Here is a 21,746-nt window from a genome sequence, read left to right as displayed (position 1 = left end):
GCAACTTCAGCTATTGTGACGAATTTCTGGTGGGCAAACATCAGCCCAGAGAACCCAATCGCGCCCACTCAACGGATGAGCGTTTTTGTGATATTTCTCGGTCGATCAACATCCAAGCCACGTTGTACCGCGATCGTGTATGCCAGCAATTGCAGCGGCACCACGGTAAGAAAGGGAGACAGCGGTTCGTCAATCTTGGGTACGGTCAGTGGATGATCAAACACAGTGCGATCGGCTGGCTCGTTAACAGTCGTAATGCCAATTAAGGGTGCGCCGTTTGCTTTTGCCTTCTGTGTATTAGCAAGCATTGAGTCATAAACGCTGCCAGCAGGCGCGATCGCAATCACTGGCACTGTTGCATCTAGCAGCGCGATTGGTCCGTGCATAAATTCGCCACCTGCATACCCTTCGGCATGGATGTAGGTCGTTTCTTTGAGTTTGAGTGCGCCTTCCAGCGCGATCGCATGATTAATGCCGCGACCCAAAACGATGCAGTCTTTAACGTTTGCAAAGGTTTGGGCAATGGTCTGAATGGGTTCGTGCTGTTGCTGAAGCGTTGTTTCGATCTGGTCAGGCAATGCTCGCAAAGCGGCGATCGTGGGCGCTAACTGCTGCGGTGAGAGCACCTGCCGACGAACGGCAAACTCCAACGCTAAACAGCAAAACACAACCAGTTGAGCCATAAAGGTCTTGGTGGCAGCGACCCCAACCTCTGCACCCGCCAGCGTTGGCAGGGTGTAATCAACCGCTTTTGCCAGCGAACTTTCTGACTGGTTGGTGATGCCTAGTAACCAGGATTGCAACGAGCTTTCTGCTGGCGACGATCGACGTTTTGCCGTCGCGATCGCCGCTAATGTATCTGCCGTTTCGCCAGATTGTGTGACTGCGATCGTCAGCGTGTTTCTAGCTAACGGGAAGGGTGCGGAGACAAATTCGGATGCCGATCGGACTCTGGTGGGAATGCCCGCAAGTTGCTCAAACCAATACTGCGCAACCAAGCTTGCATGACGACTGGTGCCACACGCCACAAGCTGAATCTCTGACACAGTAGCGAATAACTCATCTGGCAACGCCAGATTAAAGGGGCTGGAGGACAAAGCTGCATCTTGATCGCTATCCCAACCAGGCTTAAGATATGCAGCCAAACATTGACGCACTACGTCTGGCTGCTCGTAAATTTCCTTCAGCATGAAGTGAGCAAACCCTTGTCGATCGTGCGGGTCAGCGTCAGCATTTTGAATCGGTTTGTGCAGTGTCAATGGTGCCCTCAACTACTCTCAAACAGCGCCATTACTATACCGTAACCAGTTGGCAGGGAGGAGTTTTGTTGCGATCGCCAAACTCAACTGTTTAGCACAAGCGTAGAGATTGAAGTGCGATCGCAGTCTTCTTATCGTGCAGGCGATCGACTTAGGAGCTTGTACCGCTTGTAGGGGGTAGGTTTTGCCAGAATCTTTGCTAGTAACCGATTCACGTTGGTATCAAACCTACCCCTAGGGGTCTTTTGTTGGCTAGAAATCTCCTTATACAGCCACTTTTTCGCCGATTCTACGAACGGGGCGCTTGCGCTGACTTTTGCGAACACCACCTGCCATTTCATACTCAGCGCTATCTTTGCCATACTCAAAAGCAACGCCCAGCAACATCTTTTCAGAAAGTGCCATCAAGGTCTTTTCGGCTTCTAACATGGCGGCACGATCGGCATCCAGTAGAGAAAGCGTTGTGTTGTAAGCAGCAACCCGTCGGCGAGTGGTTTCAATCAATTCTATGAAGGCTTCAACAGTTAACCCTTTACCTAAATCAAGCGCTGGATTAATGGATTTTAAGCCTGCAATGCGACGCTCGGCTTTATCAACACTGGCTGAACTGCGCTTTAAACGTGCCATAGATGAACCTCTTTAAGGATAGGTTGGATAACGCCAAGATGCCTGCCAGCAAAGAGAGTCATCGCCAGAAAAACTACGGATTTTTGTCTGCTTCAGGTGCGATGCATCCGTAAATTCATTGATTAGCCACTTTTTTATAGTTGCAATCAACAAATGCATACCCAACATCGAGAAACCTGAACAAAATGCAAAAAATACAAACCTGAAATCAAGCAACGCTGACTTGAATTAAGCAAAACTTATAGATATTCAATAAAGCTGAAGCTTAAAACCTTGAACACTTATCGAAAATCAAGAAACGTGTATGTGTTGCAAGCATTTGTGGCTTACGTCAAAGCTTTGACGTTAAAGTTTGAAAGAATTGGGTCTTATGATCGCTCTGTTTAGTTGCGAAAGGGGCGATCAGGCTTGTGCTCATCGCCACACCCAAAAAGAATCTAAAGGTTTTAGCCTTATTCCATCCATATAGTTAATATGCAGACAAACTGCCGTCTAACTGCCTCAAAAGAGATCTTAGACAGCGAGGTGTCAGTCTAAACGCCCAATAAGGGTAAATAGGCTGCCACAATCTGTCTATATCCCTCGTCAAGGATAGATAGATCGATGGAGTCTGTCTAATCAAGAGTTAGGTGTGCAAATATCTAGATACGGCCAAAAACGTTTGTTCAAATATATAGATTTCCATTCAAGTACAGACTCAGACAAATGAATCTTGAAGATACCTTGAGTAGCTGGACCAAACCATCAAGTGACAGTGAACAAAACAAGCAAGAGCGTACAGAGCGAATGATTCGTCAAGCGATTGACGCACATGGGACATTTGAAAAGTGCACACTAAGCGTATATGCAAAAGGATCATACGCTAACAACACTAATGTTCGATCTGACAGTGATGTTGATATAGCTGTAGAGTGTACAGAAGCACTTTATTGGGAAGAGTCTGAGCAAGGAATTTATAAACCTAGTAGCTCATATCAAGGTATATGGACACCTAACAAATTGAGATCTGAGCTTGTAGCTGCTTTGGAAAAAAAATTTCCAGGACAAGTTGATACATCCGGTTCAACTGCTATCCAAATCAACTCTAGTTCAGCCAGGGTAGATGCAGATGTAGTTCCCTGCTTCACCTACCGCTATTATTCATCTTTAAATCACTATTGGCAGGGAACGAAGATATTCACTAAAGCTGGCAAAGAAATAGTTAACTATCCTGCTCAACAGCTACAAAACGGTAGGACTAAAAATACACGTACTGGTAATGCTTATAAGAAGGCAGTCCGCATCTTTAAGCGGGTTGAAAATGCAATGGTTGTTAAAAGCATTTACCAAGAACTGCCGTCTTATTTCATTGAATGTTTGGTGTATAACTGTCCAGATGAAGTCTTTTCCCTCAAAACTTGGACAGATGTAGTTCAAGGTGTGCTAGTGCATATTTGGCAGAGCCTTCAGGGTGGAGAATTAACGAGCGGCAACAATCGATGGATTGAGGTCAATGAATGCTTTTACCTTTTCCATGATGCACAGAAATGGAAACGAAGTGATGGAAGGGAATTCGCACATGCAGCTTGGAATTATTTAGGCTACGCTTCATGAATCGACGCGTCCTTGTTCAAGTTGTTGCAGCGATAGTCGTTACCGTCTTCGCTGCTGGAATATGGTTTACTGGTGGAACACTAGATCTACAATGGCTCCGTTTTTTCGCCGCAGCAGTCTTTATAGCGGGGACTGCTCTTACCATCTGGGAGCACTGGGCTTGGCATCTTCCCTTTGTCCAAAAGCTTCCGCAAGTTCCACGCGATCTGCGGGGTACATGGAAGGGAACTTTAGAATCGTTTTGGATTGACCCTACAACGGGATCGTCTCCACCAATCAAGGTCGCTTACTTAGTTATTCGTCAATCTGCAACTACTGTTTCAGTTGTTATGCTGACTAATGAATCTAGGTCTAAGTCGTCTCTCGCTATGATTTCCGATGATAGAGTCAGTGCATCTCTCAATTACATGTATCTGAATCGACCTGATAGTCGTTTTGAGTATCGCAGCAGAATGCATTATGGTTCCACCTCGCTTGATATTACTGGAAGACCTGCTGTTCGACTTCAAGGTAGATACTGGACTAGCCGTGATAGTAAGGGTGAGCTAGATTTTAATCAGCGAATCATACAATTTGCTGACGATTTTCTTCAAGCGGAAGCTCTTTTTAATCGTGGACAGAGCAATTGACTGACTAGCCTAGTTAAACACAGTGAGATCGTCGATCTTGTAAGGTGCGTTGCTGATAAGCAAACGTAACCCACTATTGAGCATTCTTACACTACAAGTTGATTGAATGGTTCCATGCCTAACTACCGAAGACCTACATTGCAGGTAATCATTAATTTTGACCTGGATGCAAGTCGATATGGAAGCTGACGGTGCGTTTACTTGACAGCAACGCACCCTATGAGAGAAGCGCGATTACAACAAGTTACTCATAGGCTATACAGAGTTTGGAAGATATACGGAACTTTGCTGTCTATTTACCCAGACTATGGCTAATGTATAGTGTGCCTGCTGTCAATCTACCTATTTAGATGAAGCTTCGCTAAGTCTTGCTTAACTGAAGTGGGAACATGAGCATACAACTTACTCTTTCATTTCTCATTCTGGCTGTAGTTGATAGTTTAAATCCGTCAATTATTTTAATGACGCTGTACTTACTTTCAACGAAACGACCCGAGAAGCGAACAGCAAGCTATATCTTTGCCGTCTTTGTTACTAATTGGACGTTAGGTTTACTCGTCTATTTCGGTCTAGGTGCTACCCTCTCAGCTATCATCAACCGAATCATATATACGACGAGCTGGTGGGCTTACGCTATTCAGTTTGTTGCTGCCGTCGCTTTACTTATCGCTGCTGTAAGGATGAAAACAGAGGCGGACACCAGTTTAACGAGAAAACCGAAAAAAATTAATCCAGTGGCGACATTTAGCCTTGGTGTCGGGCTGACGTTTTTGGAGTTTTCAACCGCCGCCCCATACCTTGGTGCCATTGCGGCGTTGACGAAAGCCGCGCCGCCCACATTACTTGTCATTACGGCGCTCGGCTTATACAACATTATTTACGTCGGCATACCGCTCACGTTGTTCAGTATTTTCTTGTTCAAACATGACCAAGCACAGCCGTTACTCACTCGGATCAATCTGCACGTGAGTCGCTGGATAAAGAAAATTATGAAAGTTGCTTTTTTTATTTTGGGTGTGCTGTTACTAGCCGATTTTGTCGGCTATTTGCTCGGTCATCCATTTCTTGTACCCCAATAACTAAACGTAATCAACAAGTTTGCTTTCTTGGTCTAGCTTTTATATGGTTCTTGAAGGCGCGCTTTGGCAAGTTGGCTGGTTATATTCAAGCGCTGCTAAACAAAAACTAGTAGTGGAACCACAACAATCAATAGTGAAGCACTTGCCATTGATCATTAACTGGTTCACATGTTCATGCGATCGCCTGCAATGGCAATGCAACAGCCTGCATAATCAATGCGACTTGCTTTGGTGGAAACTCGCATCTAGCGACACTTAAAACCCTCTGATTAAGCAAGCTATGGAAAACTATTGGTTAAACCGTGATGCTGGTAGTTATTAAGAAGGTTACTGGTCAACCTAACAACTCGATCGAAGCAGACTGCTAAAGGCGTAGTGGTAATGTCTTCCTAGGCATTGGAACAAGACAGGCGATCGCAGCGATTTGAGTTGAATCAACTGCTGGTGAATGCAGGCATTTAGTAGTATGACTGAGAGATTACCGTTGCGTTTGGCTCCAAGTCCTTCATCTTTATGTCTTCTAACAGTAACAATCAGGTCTATCCCGTTCTTTGGCGTGATCAGTCGCCAGCGACCACGCTGCAAGGTCACGTGTTGTTGATCGACCAAACCCGCTTGCCAAATGAATATACAGTCGTGGAGATTAACCGCTACGAGGATATGGCACGGGCGATCGAAACCATGATTGTGCGTGGCGCTCCAGCGATCGGCGTAGCGGCTGCCTATGGTGTGTATCTTGGTGCGCGAGATATCCAAACGAGCGATCGTAGCGAGTTTCTAGCTCAACTAGAGCCAGTGGCAGAACGGCTACGGGCAACTCGTCCTACCGCAGTGAACCTGTTTTGGGCGATCGATCGCATGGTTAAAACAGCGCGGCAAACACTGGGTTCAGTGGATCACTTAAAGCAAACGCTGCTAGACACAGCAAAAGCAATCAATGCTGATGACATACAAACCTGCCACCAAATTGGTGATCATGGACTCAAAGCGCTGCCGACCAACCCGAAAAAACTACGCATCCTCACCCATTGCAATGCAGGCGCGCTGGCAACCGCAGGCTATGGCACAGCGCTCGGTGTGGTGCGCTCGGCATGGCGTGATGGACGCTTAGAGCGAGTCTATGCCGATGAAACTCGTCCACGCTTGCAGGGTGCGAAGCTGACAGCCTGGGAATGTGTGCAAGAAGGTATTCCCGTCACGGTGATTACTGACAATATGGCAGCCCACTGTATGCAACGAGGCATGATTGATGCGGTTGTCGTGGGAGCCGATCGTATTGCGGCAAACGGTGATGCTGCTAACAAAATCGGCACCTATAGCGTTGCGCTAGTGGCAAAGGCACACAACATTCCCTTCTTTGTTGCAGCACCGTTATCCACGATCGACTTCGCGATCACCGATGGTAGTGAGATTCCGATTGAAGAACGCAATCCCAGCGAAATCCATACCGTGGGCGAGACAATTCTGTGTCCAGCAGGTGCAGAGTTCTACAATCCTGCCTTTGATGTCACGCCAGCCGCCTTGATTAGCGCCATCATTACCGAATATGGCGCAATCGCTCCAGCTCAACTTAGAGAGCAACTTGCTGACAAACAGGCTGGGTAGAATCCAACAGGCTGGGTAGAAAGAACTTCTTGTGGCATTCTTGCTACCCAGCACTAAATGATCGCGATCGCTCAAACACCAATGATTTTGCCGTCAGTGTTCAGGAGTTCAGCGATCGCCTGTCGTTCCGCTGGTGGATGAGACGGTAACACCTGACGAGCATCCGTAATCAGCCAGTCGAGGGAGGCTGCCTGTACGTCGATCGTTGCGCCTGTTTTATCAACGCAGTAGCGACCAAACACTAGCTTGTCTACCAGCCGCACACCAGGACCCAGACGGGCATATTCAAAAATAACGCTGTTATCAACCGTTGCCCCGCTACAAATCCAGCAGTTTGGACCAATCATGGTCGGTCCAATAATGGTGGCACCGTCCTCAATATGCGTCATCCCGCCAATATAAACGGGACCCTGAATATCCACCTTGTCCCAGTTGACCGACACATTTAAGCCCGTGTAAATGCCTGGTGCCACCTGGCGACCAGGGATCTCAACGTTTTTGACTTCACCATTTAAGACGCTGCGGATCGCTCGCCAATAGTCAGGTGTTTTGCCAATGTCTACCCATTCAAAGTCCATCGGTACACCGTAAAAGGGCGCACCTTTTTCTACCAACTTAGGGAATAGTTCTCCACCGATGTCAAATTCCACACCCGAAGGAATGTAATCAAAAATTTCGGGTTCAAAGATATAGATGCCCGTGTTGATGCAGTTGCTGAGGGCTTCTTCAACGGAAGGTTTTTCTTGAAACGCTTTGACCCTACCCTCATCATCCGTCACGACCACCCCGTAGCTCGGTACTTCTTCTTGGGGCACCGTTTTCATGACGATCGTGGCGATCGAACCCTTTTCGCGGTGCCACTTCACAGCAGCAGTTAAGTCAAGATCAATCAGTGCATCACCACACAACACGACGAACGTATCGTCAAAAAACGGGGAGAAATCTTGAATGCGCCGCATGCCACCCGCCGAGCCGATCGCCTCACCAACCAGTTCGCCATCAACAATGCGCCCCTCAAAGGAGTAGGCAATCTGCACGCCAAAGTGCTGCCCATCACGGAAGTAGCTTTCAATTTCGCTTGCCAGATGGCTCACGTTAACCATAATTTCGTCGAATCCGTGCTGCCGCAGCAGTTCCAGCAAAAACTCCATAACGGGTTTCTGCAAAATCGGAATCATTGGTTTTGGAATGGTGTAGGTAATGGGACGGACGCGCGTTCCCTTACCGGCTGCTAGAATCATAGCTTTCATAGATCGTTCATCTCCCCAAACCTTCGCCACTAAATGTTAGCTAATTACGCCTAATGCTTGGATAAGCTGGCGGAAGAGGCAGCCCTGTGCTGATGCTAGGCGATCTTCAGAACGAGTCAATGTAAAAGAATGACTCTTTGTGAAGCCCTATTAAAACTAGATAACTACTTCATCACATCTATAGTTAAGTTTTATAACGAAAGCGCGGATACCACTTAGCAAAAGCGATTGCGCGTTTTCCGTTCCATCAAGCTTGTGTCAACCGCAATGTTAACAAACTTAATCAGGTGACGCACGCGCTGACCAATCTGCCAGTTCAGATAATGCTTGCTCAGAGAGAAGCTGAATTTTGAGATCCTGATAAAATTCCTCTTGTGCCAGTTCGACTTTTGATTGCGCCGACAGCAGCAGCAATGCCCAAAAGATGCCAACTCGATCGTGCGTCGCGTTGCCTGCATGAGGATCATGAGGAATTCCGACTTTGTACTCGCTTGCCTGAGACCATAGCTCTAAAAGTAAGTCGAAATCGAGCCAGCTCTCACCTTGGGCGATTGTCTGCCACTGGTCTATAAAAAATTGCTCCAGCGCTACTGCCATCTCTGACAAATTTTCCTGGTGGGCAAGTTGAGCGATCGCCCGTACCGCCTGATTGCGCGATTGCGGACGGGGACGACGTACACGCGGCGTTTTCTCGTCTAGAGCAGTGGCGATCGTGCGTAGCTGGTCAATCAGCTCTTTCAGCGTGACTCGCCGTCGCTGAGGCGGCTGGGCAACCGCACGACGACGAATTTGGCGCTCCAGGTTGGCTGGCAAGGCACCACCCGCTAACCCATCTGCGTCAAGGTCTACGTCTTCCTCTGGCTCTGGTTGTGGTGCCACTGGCTCTGGCTGAGAGAGGCTATCTGCTTTAAGCAGCACCAGCATAGAGGCATACAAAAATGCTTGTCCCGACTGAGACAAGGTTGCTTCATACAGTTCACGCCCGCTGTTAAGGGGTGTCAGAGTGCTGAGAAAGCGATCGATCACCTCAATCACTTTGACATCCCACGGATCAATTTCGCCCCGTTCTGCCAGGTCAATAAGAAAGGCGATCGCGTCCTGTGCGAGAGAAAGGGTCATGCAGGCACCTACCGAAGAGGAATTCGAGCAAACCAGAGAGCTGCCAGCACAATAAACGCAAGCAGGAGCAAGGGCACCCAGAGGCTCCAAAGACTCAGCGGCATGATCAGGTCAGAAATCATTTTTTGTATGCTAACGCACAGGGGTCGAGGCAAGGAAACGTTATGAGCGCTAAGTTCAGAGTCTTGAGCTATGAAGATGAAGCTTAAACTCAAAACTCAAAACTTGTTAGCTTCTACTGGGCATAGACTTCCGCTTCGTTGCCTTGAGTGGAGTGCGCGGCGGCAGGCAAAAGCCGCTGTTGTTCTTCAAGTTCTGCTTTGTAGCGTTCAACGTTTTCTTCAAGCTCCTGGATTCGAACATCCTTAACTCGCACATCCTTCTTAGAGTCGAGCGCCCGCTGAAGCTGAGTCCACACGCTAAAAACCCAAGCCAGCACTGCCCCAATGCCCATTGCCAGGATTAGTTCGACGGAGAGCGGCGCTTGCAGTTCAATCCCTTTAACAATCCGAATCACAGCTGGGTCGGTATTTTCGATGCCGAATAGCACTAAAGCCAGACAAATAACGAAGATAATGACAAAGTTAATTTGTCGCATATTAACGTCCTACACTTGCAGATCACTTACTTCTGCCTAGAGAATAGCTGTTCTGAACAGCTACGTCTCGATCGGCTACTCAAATTTGTAGCAGAGGCAGGGGCAAAATGTTGCAGTCGATCGATTGTTTTGCGATTTCAGATGGGATGCGAGGCGCTAAGTTTGCCGCCACTCCTACTCTCCACTCTCGCTTGGCTGAGTGCTCAAGTTGCAGTCTACTCCTGACTCTATAAATTTCTTGGTACGATTTCTGTCGCCACGCCTGCGGTCTGTTTGGTGCCATACATGGCGTCTAGCGTGCCTTTGATCGTACCTGCGATTGGCACAGCGACCACCACACCTAAAAAGCCAGCCACCTGAAGCCCTACCAGGAGCGCAATCAGAATGACGATCGGGTTGAGTCCGGTGAAGCTGCCCATCATCCGTGGTGCGAGAACGTTATCACGAACTTGCTGCATAATTGTGGCAGAAACGCCAACCCAGGCTGCTAAACCCACATCTTGCAGCAACAGCAATAGAGTGACTAGACCGATGCCCAAGGTCGCACCGATAAAGGGGATGAGTTCGGCAATGCCAATCACTAGTGCAAAGAGGAGTGCAAAGGGCACCTTAAGCACCAAAAAAATTGGGATCAACACTGCGGTCATAAAAACAGCTAACAGCAGTTGGCTAATAAAAAAATTCTGGAAGTTGAGTCGTAGTGAGATGCCTAGCGGAATGCCGATATGGGGGGGAAGAAACTGAATCAGACCATTCCACAGGCGATCGCCATAGAGCAGCATATAAAACGCCAGCACCAGCACTAGCGTGCCGTCAATTAAACCGCTGACAGTACCGAGGGCAAAACTAAGTGCCTGTGCTGCCAACGTCTGAAGCTGGCTTTCGATCTGACCACTAATGCGTCCCGTGATGCCCTGCAAATCTAGGGGTAGGTTGCGTGCCTTTGCCCAACTGTCGAGAGATTGTAGATTGTTGCGGCTTGCCTCTAACCAGGCAGGAATGCGTTCAAGCAGCTGGGTAGCTTGCTCGATCAAGAGCGGTACTAGCGTTACACCCAGAATCACAAGTAGCGTGAAGGTCGCTAGCAAGACTACTGTCACTGCCTGGGTGCGAGTCATCCGGGCACGTTCAAAAAAACGTACTGAATAGTTCAATAAGAAGGCGAGAATTGCCGCGATCGCCAGTAGCGTAATGAGATGTTCAAAGTAACGATACACCTGGGTCAGCAGCCAGACGTTCAACCCCACGATCGGACCGATGAGACCGAAAACAAGTAGACGTTGAAGTTTGGTTGAACGGCGCATCGCAAACCCTCTCACAAAGGTTTTAGCAGAAGTGTACAACCCAACTTGCCACAAAATGGCTCATCCTGGTTCGATTACAGGACAGTCTTTACCTCTGGATTCGCTTTAACTGGGCAGTCTCAAAGCGCTGATTATCATACGCAGTGGTTTAAGCGGTCAGCAGTTAGCAGTCAGCTATCAGCATTGGCTTTAGGGCTAAAAGCTGATGCCTGATGGCTAAAAGTGTCTGATGGTGGATACTTCAAATACCTGCCAACTACAACCAAAAGGACGATCGCTAGGGTGCCAAATCCTAATGGGCTAGGTAACCAAAAGACAACTTCTAGATGGTTCAAGGCACCAGGGACGAGCTGCCAAACTAGCGTTTTCCCCGATCGCTCACTGTCTGGCTGATTGATAGCAGACCCGGTGCTTTTAGCACCCCACGGCGTATGCAGCCGAAACTCCAAGCCAAGCAGGGACGCAGGGCTGAGTAGTACACTACCACTGGATGAAAGTACGCCGAGTGATCGCAGATCTAGGTCATAGCGAAGATGATTGCGCTCGACTAACAGCAAGTTGCTGGTGGCAATAGTAAAGCGAGAGGCAACAGGCGGCAGGGCGATCGCGGCTGCTACAGTTGGGCTGTCGTTCTCCAGAGGGCTAAAAAACTGGTTGAATTTGGTTTGCAATTCCCCACTGCTCGTAAACGGAATCGTGACTAGCAGATCATCATCTGGCAGTTGCTCGAGCCGTCCGCCCAGCCGTTGAGTTCGCTCTTTAATGAGCGCTAACCATTGTTGTGCCGTACCGCCACTAAATTGTTTCAGCCGTTCCTCAATCTGGATGTGCTGCACAAATTCACCCCCATTGGAGCTGTCGAACCGCACACCAACGTCGTATCGTACACACCCAGATAGCAGCAGCGAGAGCAGTAGCATTAACCAGAGCGATCGCGATCGCTGGATAATTTGTGTCGAAAGCTGTCTGGTTCGCTGAAATGGCGACTGTTGGGAGTGGAGCCTCTGGTTTGGCGCGTCACTACTGATTAGCGGCATGGCGGTTCGATCGTGGAAACGAAGGCTTACGAGAACTCAGCATACGCGAAGATTATGAGGAAATGATTGTGCTGTTACATGAACCACACCAGTCCGCCTAGCACCAGCACTCCAGCCCCCAAAGCAACCCAAATAAAGCGATTATCCTTCGTGTTCACTCGCTGGGGATCAATTACATTTTCAAGCTGAAACGCTGGTTTCTCAGATTGTTTAGTAGGGGCGATCGTTGCAGCCGTTAGACGATCGCGCTCATCACCGTCACCCAGCGCAGTGAGATCGGGAATCTGGGTCAACCATTCTGGACGAGCGGTAAGCCGAGGCGCTTCCAGAATGTAAAGCAGGCGGCTGCCTTGTTTGCGGATTTGTAAATCAGGGTGTCGGCTGACTTCACGACAAAGAGCAAGTGCGTCCGAGCGCTGCCCCATCGCTTCGTAAGCGGTCACTAGCCAAATTTGTACTTCGCCACCAAAGCGAGAGGTGACATTGACCAGCGTTTTAGCAGACTCTAAAAACTGCACTGCTTTGCGGTATTCGCCACGCTCGAAGGCAGCTTTCCCAGCCTGATAATCTGCTCTGGCGGTATCGAGAGAATCTAAACTCACAATAGTCGAACGCTATGACAACAGTGTGAACTGAATAAGGTGGTCGCCTAAAACAACAGACCCTTTCCATTCTATCGGAACAAGTTAAGCTAGAAAGTAGTCCTATAGGGCAAGGGATTTCAGCTAACAACTTGCTTCTGCGTGCGTCATACCAGGCAATGAGGGTGTCATTGCTTACCTCAATTTTTCCTCCCTTTATGGTAAAAACAATGGCTAAAACACCTTTAACGCTTTGGCGTATACAGTCCTTGTCTGGAATATACTCCCGAAAGCCTTCTCTCCTAGGCGCATCGCTTTTACTAAGCGTTGTGGCGATCGCTGCATGGTCGTCTGCTGTCAGTGCCAAACCAGGGCTGCGCGTGCCGAGTAACGGTTACGCTACGCCAGGGAAGACGATTACATTTCCGCCTGTGCGCTCGTTTCATGGTTCGGGCTACTATCCGTTTCGGCAGCCAATTCATCCTGTTTCAGGGTTTGGGCTTTCGATACAAATTGGCACTCCAACTTATTACCCGTCTGTCGTTTATCCCTCTGGTGGCTACACCTATCGGCAACCTAGATTTCCGCAGCATGGCAGCGTTGACAATTCAGTCTTGCTGAATCCAACGGTGATTAATGGTTCCATTCGCAATTCAACCTTAGTCAACCCGACGATCGTCACTACTCCCAAGGCCTCTGAACAGTATTACCCTGAACAGTCCTATCCTGGGCAAGCTTACCCTTCACAAGCTTATCCAAGGGTGTCTTACCCAGCGCCTTATTACAATATCCGCACCGTCATTCCGACGGTTCGTCCCGAACCACAGGTAGTAATTGATCCTCAATATGGCGTGCGTTATCAGGCTCCATCTTCTAGCACTGAGCGGCAAGTGGTCGTTGATCCTCAATATGGCGTGCGCTACAGCAACCCTTCTGGCTATTGAGCTAGCGCACCATGCCCATCAGAGTTACTTCCCACACCAAGCGTGGCTGTACGTTTCGCATGAGATACTGTCGTGCTTTTTCTAGCAGGCTGATGGGTGCCGCATTTGGTAGCTGGTGGCCGCTCGTGCAGCTTTGTTGCCAGTATGTTTGTTGCAGGTAATCAATCAGCCAGCGCTGCGCCTCTGCTTCCAATGCTTTGTCAATATCACGGGCAAGGCTGAGCGCCTCTCGAACGGTGCGTGGCGGTTGGGTGATGGCTTGCAGGAGGTCTGCTGGCATTGCCTGAAGTTGCTGCCAGTGGGCGATCGCTGCGCCAGGGCTGCCTTGAGCAAGCTGCAAGACTTCTGGATGTTGGAGAATTTCAGACTGTCTTGATCGCTCCAATACCTGCGCCATGCCACCGACGCTCAAGCGATAGAACGGAATGCGCTGACAGCGGGATACAAGTGTGGGCAACAATGACTCTGTACTAGGAGCAATCAGAATGAGCGTTGCCTGTCCCGGTTCTTCTAGCGTTTTTAGCAGCCCATTGGCGGCTCCTTCTGCCATTGTTTCGGCATGGTCGATGACTACGACCGCTCGCGATGCTTCCAGAGGTGCACGCGAGAGAAAACGGGCAATTTCGCGTATTTGTTCTAACCGTACGACGGGTGGTGTTTTAGGCTTGAGACCCGCGTCTGCTGCTTCTACGATCGATAGTCGCTTCCCCTGATGCAAGTAGGTGGGCGCAACCCACAGCAAATCGGGATGGTTCCGTTGCTGAAGGCGTTGCCGTAAGGCTTCTGTAGGGGCGATCGCTCCTTTGCCTCCACTAAATAAAAGCGTTAAAAAACACTCAGCCGCTAGTTGCCGCCCAATGCCAGGTGCGCCTGCAAAGAGATAGGCGGGTGCCAGCCGATCTTTAGCGACTGCTTGAGTCAGTAGCTCGACCGCGTGGGTTTGTTCAATCAGTGGCGCAAAGGGAGACATGAGGGAAAGGCTAACGGCTAAAGGATAAAGGCTCAAAAACTTTTTAGCCCTCACCCTTCCTACTTTCTAACCCATACCACTTTGCAAACTGCCGACTCAAGACCTTCTGGATTTGTTCAGCAACGTTCGCTTCTGTCTGACTGGCATCAATGCGGGTGATGCGTTGGGGATAGCGTGCGGCTAGCTCGGTAAAGCCTCGCTGGACACGCTGGTGAAAGGAGAGGTCGGCTTGCTCAATGCGATCAATAGTGCCGCGTTGACGGGTTCTGGCTAACCCTATAGCTGCATCCAGGTCGAGCCAAAGGGTAAGGTCGCTTTCTAGCCCGTCGGTGGCGATCGCGTTAAGTTGAGCAATGAGATTGAGGTCAATGCCGCGCCCGTAGCCCTGATACGCGATCGTTGAGTCAGTGTAGCGATCACACAAAAGCAGTGCTCCCTGATGTAACTGCGGTTTGAGGTATCCCTCGACGTGTTGGGCACGGTCAGCCGCATAAAGGAGCAATTCGGCACGGCTTTGCATGACTTCTGTCGATGGCTCCAGCAACAGTTGGCGTACTTGCAAGCCGAGTGCCGTCCCACCTGGTTCGCGGGTGGTAACGAGGTGCTGAAGGCAGCCTTTCGCTTGTAGCAGTGCTTGCCAACCGCTGTCTACCAGCCATTGCTGCGATCGACGCAGTTGGGTCGTTTTGCCACAGCCTTCTACACCTTCAAAGACAATCAACTTACCTTGCATAGTATTTTACAGCGCAGACCCTAAGTAGTAGTCTATGGATATTCGACTCTCATACGCACCTGGTTATGACATTGGTTTTTAGCCTTGCTTGACACGTTTTTACTGGTCAGAAGGGTATTTCCAGTCTGCCAAAACCTGAAGATAAGGCTTGTTATGCTAGATGAACGATATGATAGCGAAGTTCTAATGTCACGTGTCCGGGGTTAGTTATGGCTCGTTATACTTGCCTGTTTACAGTTGCGGCATCTGTAGGAAACGTCCAACGCCTGCTGAGCGAGACTTTGGAATCCTGTAATTTCGATATTATTTACGAAACCGGCGACTACTTGATGGCGCGTGAAGTACCGGGCAATGTTGCCTTTACACAACTGGTCACTGTTGAGGTGCTGGTTGATAAGACGCTGGCGACCGATCGCGAAGTTCGCATGAGCTTTGTGATTAAAAATGAAGAACTGCCGCTGCAAACTAATAACCACTGTCGGCGGATGTACGAATTGGTGAGCCAGGCGATCGCCGATAATCGCCATTGGAGTTTGATTGACACTGTTGCTGGTTAATGCCCCAAGCCAGTTGATGGCTTTGATCACTGCACTATCTGCTACCCAACGCGCTGCTCAATGTTGCGATTGCTGAAATCTAAGAGGCAAGCACTTTATTTCTGTAGTAGTAAGACGGGTAAGGTCTTAGCAGTGGTAGAGTCTGCATTGAGGGTTTTGAGGTAGACCATGAAGGCGCAAGTATTTCGGGGCGTAAACCAACTGAGCTACGAGGAGATTCCGGTTCCAGCAGTCGCAGCGGATGAAGTGCTGGTGCAAGTGCAGGTTGTGGGCTTGTGTCAGTCAGATATCAAAAAAATTCGTTATCCCCTTTACAATCCGCCGCGCATTTTTGGGCATGAGACCGCTGGAACGATCGCTGCTGTAGGGGCTGATGTGCATAATTGGCAGGTCGGCGATCGCGTGGTCGTGTTGCATCATATTCCCTGTATGCACTGCGCCTATTGTCTGAATGACAACTTTTCGATGTGCGATGTTTATAAAAACATCACCACAACAGCAGGTTTTGCACCTAGTGGTGGTGGCTTTGCTGAGTATGTCAACGTGCCAGGGCATATTGTCCGCAGTGGCGGTCTAGTAAAAATTCCTGACGACGTAACGTTCGAGCAAGCTAGCTTTGTCGAGCCAACTAACTGCTGCTTAAAAGCTGTCAAAAAAGCTCAAATCGCGCCTGGTCAGACGGTCTTGGTTACAGGTGCGGGTCCGATCGGGCTGATGTTTATCATGCTGGTGAAATATTTTGGGGCACGAGCGATCGCCACTGACTTATTGCCGACACGTATTGAAAAAGCGCTCAGCGTTGGTGCCGATGCTGCCTTTGATGCCCGTGATCCTGAGCTAACGACCAAAATTCAGGCGCTAACTCAAGGTATGGGCGTTGATACTAGCCTTCTGGCAGTACCCAGCGACAAAGCCTTCTTTCAGGCACTCGACTGCACTCGCAAAGGTGGCAAAATTCTGTTCTTTGCCGAATTTCCGGATGAATTAGAGATTCCGATCAATCCAAACATTCTTTATCGGCGCGAAATCGACTTGATGGGTAGCTACAGTTCGTCCTATCGGGTGCAAGCATTAGCAGCAGATATCGTGTTCCATAAGCGGATTGATGTCGATGCATTGGTGAGCGATCGCTATCCGCTTAAAGATCTAGCAACGGCTGTCGAGCAAGCCATCTCACCGGGACCTGAAACCTACAAGATTCTGATTTACCCGTAAGCCAGTTTGCTTTCTTGTCCTCAAGCTGTTTCCCAAACAGCCTGAGGACAAATGCTGGCCAATGTAAAGCCAAAGTTCCAACAGTTGCTTACATTCGTTCCAGTACAGGAATGCCCAGTAGAGCCAGCCCTAGCTTGAGCGATCGTGCCGTCAAGTCAGCCAGAATGAGCCGCGAGGTTCGTAATGGTTCTTCTGCATCAAGAATGGGGCACTGCTCATAAAACCGATTGAACTTCTGACTCAGCTCAAAGAGGTATTGGCAGAGCCGATTGGGCAGGAGATCTTCATCAATCTGCGCCAAAACCTCGTCTAGTTGCAGTAGGTGTTTTGCCAGCACTAATTCTGTTTCGTCTTGCAGCAAAATCTTGGCATCCGTGCCCAATGCCTCAAAATCAATTTGTCCCTTGCGGCTAACGCCCTGTACTCGCACATACGCATAGAGCATATAAGGAGCCGTGTTGCCTTGTAGGGCAAGCATCCTGTCGTAGCTAAAAATGTAGTTGCTAGTGCGGTTCTGGCTCAGGTCAGCGTACTTAATGGCGCTAATGCCAGTTACTTGTGCAGCGTGGGCAATAAATGCCTCGCTTTCTTGCCGCTCTTCTGCTTGAAGGCGCGCTTCTAAGTCAGCACGAGCACGAACGATCGCTTCATCCAGCAAATCTTGAAGACGCGCTGCTTCACCCGATCGGGTCTTTAGCTTCTTGTTATCCTCTCCTAGCACTAAACCAAACGGCGCGTGAATGAACTCCACTGCCTCCGTGATCCAGCCAGCCCGTCGTCCTACCTGAAAAATTTGGGTAAAGTGATTCGTCTGCTCCATGCCCACAGGGTAAATGACCCGCTGTGCCTTATCTTCCTTCACCCGATAACGAATGGCTGCTAGGTCGGTTGTTGCATAGTTGTAGCCACCATCTGACTTTTGTACAATCAGCGGTAGCGGTTTACCTTCCTTATTTGTAAAACCTTCCAGAAACACGCATTGCGCTCCGTTATCCTCGACCAGTAACCCAGTTGCCCTCAAATCTTCGATCACACTTTCTAGCAAGGGATTGTAAAATGATTCTCCCCGCTCAAGGACATGTGCAATGCCCATCAGGTCGTAGATAACGCGGTAAGAACGGCTGGATAATTCACATACAATCTTCCATGCTTGCAGGGTTTCTGCCTCGCCCGCCTGAAGCTCGACAACAGACAGACGTGCTGCCTCACGAAAGTTCTCGTCGTCATCAAACCGCTTTTTTGCCTGCCGATAAAACGTGGACAGATCACCTAAATCTAAGGATTCACTAGCTGTTAACGCTGCTGGGTATGCTTCCCGTAAGTAGGCAATTAGCATCCCGAATGGCGTGCCCCAGTCGCCAATATGACTAATGCGTTGGACATCATGTCCTATAAACTCAAGAATACGGGCAAGGCAGTCTCCAACGATCGCAGGACGCAAGTGTCCTACGTGCATCTCTTTGGCAATGTTGGGGCTGGGATAATCGACAATGACACGCTGCGGCTGGTCAATCGCTGCCACTCCTAGACGGGGATCAGACTGAATAGCTTTGATCTGCGCCTCTAGGTAGCTCGTTCTAAGGGTTAGGTTAATGAAGCCTGGTCCGGCTACGGTGGGCGGCTCACATAAATCAGCTAGATCAAGCTGTTGTACAAGCTGCTCGGCGATCGCTCGTGGAGCTTTACCCAACGGCTTTGCTAACGACAACGACACATTCGCCTGATAATCCCCAAACTTAGGGTTACTTGCAGGCACCAAAATTGGATCAACAGACCCATAATCAGCACCAAAGGCGGCTATTAAGGCTTGCCCAAAGCGATTTTTCAGTTGAGCGATCGTAGAAATCATAGCGAGAAATTCACAGCAAAAAATGTGGTTTTAGTCCTAGACCGCAACCGTATTCCATCAGCGTACTCTGGTTAGACCCCCAGTTGCAGCGCCTATACCCATTTCCCCGCATTCCAAGAGCTTTGCCCTGCACTAGTACCGTTCTTCTCATTATTTCAGTGTCTATATTCCTGGGAGTTCATGACTGTAGTGAGAAACAACCCAATTCGTTGCCTCTAAGTTGATACTGCGATCATCCAGCCATAGCCTAGCCTCTTCGCTTAGAGGAATATTGATGCTCTGTTGCGTTATCCGCTTGTTGTGTCGTAAGAGAAATGGGGCATCTTAAAAACGGCTTTCTTTGCTCGTTCCGCCAATCTTGCGATTGATGCTTCTAACTTAAAAACCTTTTTAAATCTGTCTAAAAATTAAATATAACTTTTTGGTAGCCTAATAAGGATCTGAACTTCCGCAAAGCTGCTGTCCCCAATTGTTTTAAACCTCAGCGCAAGAACGAGAGTTTTAACTCTCTTAACTACCTTTCAAGCTATCCTCCGCCCCCACTCAGGGTCTACCATCATGCCAAAAGCAACCGTCGAAGCTAATACCTTTCTCAAAAAGCGAGTCTTAGGAGCAAGCGATTTGACTGACTCCGAGAAGATTCTTGTGACTAAGGGCAGCACTTTTTATGTCACTGAGTTTTCTCCCGATCGCAACCAACATCTCTTTCTAAAGCTGGCGTCGCCAATGACGGCTAAGGACGGCAAAACCAAGCTGGAAGCTGTCTACGCTTACGATCCGCACATTCGAGTTGAGGGCGAAGAAGCGACTCAGGCTGTGAAGCTCAATGTTCCTTATGCCAGCCAGCTAGGAAATGAAGAAATTGCTAGAGCCGGAGAGATTTGGTACGACTGGCGGCAATGCAACACGACAAGTAACACAATGCTGGCAAATTATTTGCTTAAAGGGGAGCTAACCAATAGAGCAAAGGAGCAGGGATTGCCAGAGCCAGAATCAATTTATATGCGGTTGGTTGCTAAGTACGGAGACACCACTGATCATGATGCTCAGACCAGGGCACTCAAAGATTTAGGTATCGAGTCGTATTTCAGCTATACCCTTTCATCAAAGGATGTACTGCTATCCCTAAAAGCAAACATACCAATCGCGGCTGGCTTTGCCTACAAATACGACGGGCATATCTGCATCATTGTTGGACATGATCCTGCGAAGAAAGTATGGCTAGTGCATGATCCCTATGGTATTCGCCACGGCGCTAGCGATAACTACGACATTGGCATTGGTGGCGCTTTTGATCCCTACACTTACGACACCATGCAGCGTATTTTTTGGGATCAGGGCGGTGAAGCAGGCTGGGGTAGAATTGTCACCAGTATTAAAGGAAAACCAACTGGGCTCCCAACAGGACTGTAAACAGTACTTATCCAGGAAGATTAGCGATCGAGTAATCTCATACTAAGATCCAGCCACGTTGATTGGGTTACTGGGGCACTACTCGAAATGTAGTCGACCCCAGTTTCAGCAACCGAGCGAATAGTTTTCAGAGTAATATTTCCAGATGCTTCAATTTTGATGCGATTGCTCGTCTGTCGAATGATTTGCACTGCTTCTTGCATCATCTCTAACGGCATATTGTCCAGCATAATAATGTCTGCTCCATGCTGCAGAGCTTCTTTTACCTGTTCTAAACTCTCCGTTTCTACTTCTAGCGTCAGTGGGTAAGGCATCCCAGCGCGAACAAGTGCGATCGCCGCTTCAATACCGCCCGCTGCTGCAATGTGATTATCCTTAATCATCACACTGTCATCCAGCCCCATTCGGTGATTAACAGCTCCGCCCACCTGCGTTGCATATTTTTCCAGTACGCGTAATCCTGGTGTCGTCTTACGCGTATCAACCAATCGCGTTGGTAAATCTGCAATCTGTTCCACATACCTGCGTGTCAACGTTGCAATACCGCTTAGACGCATTGCCAGATTCAGTGCTACCCGTTCACCTGTGAGCAAAGCTTCCATCGATCCTCGCATCGCAGCGATCGTCTGTCCCTTTTTGGCTCCTGCTCCCTCAAGTACCTTTGCATCAAAGCTAACGCGTTCATCTAGAAGCTGGAAAACTCTGGCAGCGATCGGTAGTCCAACAACCACACCATCCTCTTTCGCAATCCATGCCGCTTCACCAATGGGAGGTGGGTCACTAAAGAGAGACGAAGTCGTGCGATCGCCCCGACCAATATCTTCTAGAAGCCACCCTTGCAGAAGTGGCTCCAAAACAAGCCACGGAGGTAATACTGCCTTCACTCTCACAAGCCTACTTAACTCCATACGGCTTAACTTTCTGGACAATAGTTTAGCAGCGTAGCTTTAGAGCGTTAGCTTCAGCCCCAGTTTCCCCTTCTGCGATACTTTCCTACATTCCCAATTTCTTTTTTTTCCTGCTTGACGTTTCCTTCTTCTGTTGTTATGTTAGATAAGCGGTGAGGCAAGCGCAGCGAAAGTGAAGCGAGCCGAGGCCGCCTGAACCTAGAGAATTAAATAGTTTGGAAGCCAGAATAGCACTTAATCTTTGTGAAAGAAAGTGTTTTCTAGGAATTTATTCTTAGGAATGAGATAACGAAAGGTAAGGGCATTAGTTTTGGCTAATGTGTTTGCTTAGATTTGAGCCTTAAGGGTTCTTCTTGTTTTTACAACATGGAGAGTTTGATCCTGGCTCAGGATGAACGCTGGCGGTCTGCTTAACACATGCAAGTCGAACGGAGTCCTTCGGGACTTAGTGGCGGACGGGTGAGTAACGCGTGAGA

Annotated in this window: 20 protein-coding genes and 1 rRNA gene; 9 read left to right on the top strand and 12 right to left on the bottom strand. The window is 48.8% G+C overall.

From position 1 onward, the window contains the following. Positions 1-68: 68 nt before the first annotated feature. Both H6F76_RS15770 and H6F76_RS15765 read right to left on the bottom strand, forming a co-directional pair. The gene (locus H6F76_RS15770) at positions 69-1,259 is read right to left on the bottom strand and encodes an isomerizing glutamine--fructose-6-phosphate transaminase (RefSeq protein WP_190509625.1); all 1,191 of its coding nucleotides are present in this window, start codon (positions 1,257-1,259) and stop codon (positions 69-71) included. Between the two features lie 264 nt (positions 1,260-1,523). Next, positions 1,524-1,886: a hypothetical protein gene (locus H6F76_RS15765; protein ID WP_190509623.1), complete on the bottom strand. Its 363-nt coding sequence runs from the start codon at positions 1,884-1,886 to the stop codon at positions 1,524-1,526. 705 nt (positions 1,887-2,591) lie between these two features. Here H6F76_RS15765 and H6F76_RS15760 point away from each other — a divergent pair. From H6F76_RS15760 to mtnA, 4 genes are all read left to right on the top strand, one after another. Then, positions 2,592-3,479, top strand: coding sequence for a nucleotidyltransferase (locus H6F76_RS15760; protein WP_190509621.1), 888 nt, complete (start codon positions 2,592-2,594; stop codon positions 3,477-3,479). Next, entirely contained in the window at positions 3,476-4,108 is a 633-nt protein-coding gene (locus tag H6F76_RS15755; protein WP_190509619.1) for a hypothetical protein, read from the top strand. The genes H6F76_RS15760 and H6F76_RS15755 overlap by 4 nt, the downstream gene beginning before the upstream one ends. A gap of 389 nt (positions 4,109-4,497) precedes the next feature. Then, positions 4,498-5,187, top strand: a complete 690-nt coding sequence (locus H6F76_RS15750) for a GAP family protein (protein WP_190509617.1) — start codon at positions 4,498-4,500, stop codon at positions 5,185-5,187. 513 nt (positions 5,188-5,700) lie between these two features. Continuing rightward, positions 5,701-6,792: an S-methyl-5-thioribose-1-phosphate isomerase gene (gene mtnA / locus H6F76_RS15745; protein ID WP_190509615.1), complete on the top strand. Its 1,092-nt coding sequence runs from the start codon at positions 5,701-5,703 to the stop codon at positions 6,790-6,792. 71 nt (positions 6,793-6,863) lie between these two features. On the opposite strand, the gene H6F76_RS15740 is transcribed toward mtnA, so the two are convergent. The 6 genes from H6F76_RS15740 to H6F76_RS15715 all read right to left on the bottom strand — a co-directional run bounded on the left by H6F76_RS15740 (position 6,864) and on the right by H6F76_RS15715 (position 12,702). After that, the gene (locus H6F76_RS15740) at positions 6,864-8,042 is read right to left on the bottom strand and encodes an NDP-sugar synthase (RefSeq protein WP_190449916.1); all 1,179 of its coding nucleotides are present in this window, start codon (positions 8,040-8,042) and stop codon (positions 6,864-6,866) included. A 279-nt stretch (positions 8,043-8,321) separates the two neighbouring features. Continuing rightward, complete coding sequence (locus H6F76_RS15735; RefSeq protein WP_190509613.1) at positions 8,322-9,161, bottom strand: ScpA family protein; 840 nt, start codon at positions 9,159-9,161, stop codon at positions 8,322-8,324. 235 nt (positions 9,162-9,396) lie between these two features. Beyond that, a complete protein-coding gene (locus H6F76_RS15730) occupies positions 9,397-9,759 on the bottom strand; it encodes a LapA family protein (protein ID WP_190509612.1) in 363 nt (120 codons plus the stop codon). Between the two features lie 227 nt (positions 9,760-9,986). Next, on the bottom strand, positions 9,987-11,063 hold the full coding sequence (locus H6F76_RS15725) for an AI-2E family transporter (protein ID WP_190449919.1): 1,077 nt from the start codon (positions 11,061-11,063) through the stop codon (positions 9,987-9,989). A 170-nt stretch (positions 11,064-11,233) separates the two neighbouring features. Further along, positions 11,234-12,100 (bottom strand): DUF3153 domain-containing protein, encoded by an 867-nt coding sequence (locus H6F76_RS15720; RefSeq protein ID WP_190509611.1) that lies wholly within the window; start codon positions 12,098-12,100, stop codon positions 11,234-11,236. 74 nt (positions 12,101-12,174) lie between these two features. Continuing rightward, entirely contained in the window at positions 12,175-12,702 is a 528-nt protein-coding gene (locus H6F76_RS15715; protein ID WP_190509609.1) for a hypothetical protein, read from the bottom strand. Between the two features lie 209 nt (positions 12,703-12,911). On the opposite strand from H6F76_RS15715, the gene H6F76_RS15710 reads away from it, so the two are divergent. Next, positions 12,912-13,625 (top strand): hypothetical protein, encoded by a 714-nt coding sequence (locus H6F76_RS15710; RefSeq protein ID WP_190509607.1) that lies wholly within the window; start codon positions 12,912-12,914, stop codon positions 13,623-13,625. A 1-nt stretch (position 13,626) separates the two neighbouring features. Here the strand turns inward: H6F76_RS15710 and H6F76_RS15705 are convergent, their stop codons facing one another. Next, on the bottom strand, positions 13,627-14,595 hold the full coding sequence (locus H6F76_RS15705) for a DNA polymerase III subunit delta' (RefSeq protein ID WP_190509605.1): 969 nt from the start codon (positions 14,593-14,595) through the stop codon (positions 13,627-13,629). A gap of 43 nt (positions 14,596-14,638) precedes the next feature. Next, positions 14,639-15,328, bottom strand: a complete 690-nt coding sequence (tmk, locus tag H6F76_RS15700) for a dTMP kinase (protein WP_190509603.1) — start codon at positions 15,326-15,328, stop codon at positions 14,639-14,641. Positions 15,329-15,537: 209 nt separating this feature from the next. On the opposite strand from tmk, the gene H6F76_RS15695 reads away from it, so the two are divergent. Continuing rightward, positions 15,538-15,885, top strand: a complete 348-nt coding sequence (locus tag H6F76_RS15695; protein WP_190449925.1) for a hypothetical protein — start codon at positions 15,538-15,540, stop codon at positions 15,883-15,885. 168 nt (positions 15,886-16,053) lie between these two features. Continuing rightward, the gene (locus tag H6F76_RS15690) at positions 16,054-17,100 is read left to right on the top strand and encodes a zinc-dependent dehydrogenase (RefSeq protein ID WP_190509601.1); all 1,047 of its coding nucleotides are present in this window, start codon (positions 16,054-16,056) and stop codon (positions 17,098-17,100) included. Between the two features lie 88 nt (positions 17,101-17,188). Here H6F76_RS15690 and argS read toward each other — a convergent pair whose 3' ends face one another. After that, positions 17,189-18,949, bottom strand: a complete 1,761-nt coding sequence (gene argS, locus H6F76_RS15685; protein ID WP_190509599.1) for an arginine--tRNA ligase — start codon at positions 18,947-18,949, stop codon at positions 17,189-17,191. A gap of 558 nt (positions 18,950-19,507) precedes the next feature. On the opposite strand from argS, the gene H6F76_RS15680 reads away from it, so the two are divergent. Next, positions 19,508-20,362: a C39 family peptidase gene (locus tag H6F76_RS15680; RefSeq protein ID WP_190509597.1), complete on the top strand. Its 855-nt coding sequence runs from the start codon at positions 19,508-19,510 to the stop codon at positions 20,360-20,362. Positions 20,363-20,382: 20 nt separating this feature from the next. Here the strand turns inward: H6F76_RS15680 and nadC are convergent, their stop codons facing one another. After that, positions 20,383-21,270 (bottom strand): carboxylating nicotinate-nucleotide diphosphorylase, encoded by an 888-nt coding sequence (gene nadC / locus H6F76_RS15675; RefSeq protein WP_190509595.1) that lies wholly within the window; start codon positions 21,268-21,270, stop codon positions 20,383-20,385. Positions 21,271-21,633: 363 nt separating this feature from the next. Here nadC and H6F76_RS15670 point away from each other — a divergent pair. Next, positions 21,634-21,746 (top strand): 16S ribosomal RNA (locus H6F76_RS15670); the annotation flags it as partial.

The organism is Leptolyngbya sp. FACHB-321, from assembly GCF_014695975.1.
In the GTDB taxonomy this organism is placed as follows: Bacteria; Cyanobacteriota; Cyanobacteriia; order Leptolyngbyales; family Leptolyngbyaceae; genus Stenomitos.
Note: the sequence above shows the minus strand (reverse complement) of the source record. Positions and strands in the feature narration are given on the sequence as shown.